This window comes from Amycolatopsis sp. SID8362 (assembly GCF_010550475.1).
GTDB classification, from domain to species: Bacteria; Actinomycetota; Actinomycetes; order Mycobacteriales; family Pseudonocardiaceae; genus Amycolatopsis; species Amycolatopsis eburnea.
Genome location: NZ_JAAGNB010000318.1, coordinates 1 through 1,753, shown reverse-complemented (window position 1 = coordinate 1,753; position 1,753 = coordinate 1). Strand labels below are relative to the sequence as shown.

1 protein-coding gene and 1 pseudogene are annotated in these 1,753 nt (G+C 75.2%); one reads left to right on the top strand and one right to left on the bottom strand.

The genetic code is table 11. The features are described from left to right. On the bottom strand, window positions 1-1,395 hold a 1,395-nt coding region (locus tag G3I65_RS10635), incomplete at its 3' end, for a fatty acyl-AMP ligase (RefSeq protein ID WP_160695949.1). Between the two features lie 30 nt (window positions 1,396-1,425). On the opposite strand from G3I65_RS10635, the pseudogene G3I65_RS10630 reads away from it, so the two are divergent. Continuing rightward, a pseudogene (locus G3I65_RS10630) lies at window positions 1,426-1,753 on the top strand (cytochrome P450); the annotation flags it as partial.

Below are 1,753 nucleotides of genomic sequence, written 5' to 3'. Positions count from 1 at the left end.
GCCGGCCACGACCGCGACCCCTTCGCCGCCCGCCCCGTCGACGGCGAACGCGGCGACCCGGCCGGCCCGGACGGCCGGGTGCGCGGCCTCGACGGTGGCCTCGATGTCCTGCGGGTAGTGGTTGCGGCCGTCGACGATGATCAGGTCCTTGAGCCGGCCGGTGACGTACAGCAGTCCTTCGTGGACGAAGCCGAGGTCGCCGGTGGCCAGCCAGCCGCCGTCCGCCAGCGGGGCGTCCTGGCCCCAGTAGCGGTCGGCGACGTTCGGGCCGGACACCCGGATCTCGCCGACCTCGCCGTCCGGCAGCGGCTCGCCGGTCGCTTTGTCGACGACGCGGATCCGCTGGCCGTACGGGCGTCCCACGGAGACCAGGCCGGACGCCGTCACGGTCGGGCCCTCGTCCCCCGTGCTCGTGACGAAGACCGTCGCCTCGGCCAGCCCGTAGCACGGCTTGTGCGCCGCGCGCGGCAGCCCGAACGGCGCGAACGCCCGCTCGAACGCCTCGACGGTGGCCGCGCGGACCGGCTCGCTGCCGTTGAGCACCGAGTTCACGTGCGAGAGGTCGACGGACTCCAGCTCCCCCGCCGCCTCGGCGGCCAGGTCGAAGGCGAAGTTCGGCGCCGCGGTGATCGCGCCCGGGTACTCCGCCAGCAGCCGGATCCAGCGCAGCGGGTCGCGCACGAACTCCATCGGCGTGAAGAACACCGACCGCGAGCCGAGGAAGACCGGCGTGCCGATCAGCAGGACCAGCCCCATGTCGTGGAAGAACGGGACCCAGCCGGCCAGCGGCGTCGACGCGTCGGCGTGGTAGCAGCGGGTGGTCTGCCAGCAGCTGGCCACCAGCGCGCGGTGCGAGATCACGGCGGCGGCCGGGCGGCGCGTCGAACCCGACGTGTACTGCAGGTAGGCCGGGTCGGCCATCGCGACCGCGGCGGGCGGCTCGGCGCCGTCGGGCCCGATGTCCTCGATCGCGAGCACGACGTCCGGCCGCCCGGCCAGCGAGGCGGTCTTCTCCAGCAGGTTCTTCGAGGTCAGGCACACCGACGGCCGGGCGTCGGCGAAGGCCGACTCGATCCGGGCGGCGTGGGTGCGGCCGGTCGGGACGGACAGCGGCACCGCGACGAGCCCCGCGTAGAGCGTGCCGAGGAAGGCGACGACGTACTCGAGGTCCTGGCGGGCGACGATCGCCACGCGGTCACCCGGCCGGGTGTGGCGCCGCAGCTCGCGGGCGGTACCGCGGACGCGGGCGAGCAGCTGCGGCCACGTCAGCGTGTGCTCGGCCGGGCCGGGGAAGGTCAGGCACTTGAAGGCCGGGCGGTCTTCGGCGGCGTTGCGGAGCAGGTAGTCCGTGAACGGCGTGGCCAGGACCTCGTCCGGGACGTCTGCGGGCGGCACGGGCCCATCCTGCCCTAGGTTGGGCGGGCGATGGACCAGTTCGAAGAGCACGGGATCCGCGTCGTCACCGGACGCGACGCGAGCGCGCGGGCACTGCGCTCGCCGGACCTGACGTCGGATCCCGGCGGCGGCTCGCCCAGCGTGCTGCTGCGCGACGGCGAGAGCCACACCCGGCTGCGCGGGGTGCTGCGGGAGATCATCGCCCGCCTGGAGCCGCTGCCGGCGCCGGTGCTCGCCGGGATCGAGGCCGTGGTGGCCGGGCTGGGCCCGGAGTTCGACCTGGTGCGCGACTTCGCGCGGCCGGTCGCGGGCGCGGTGACGGCGGCGGTGCTCGGGGTCGCCCTCGACGACGGCTTCC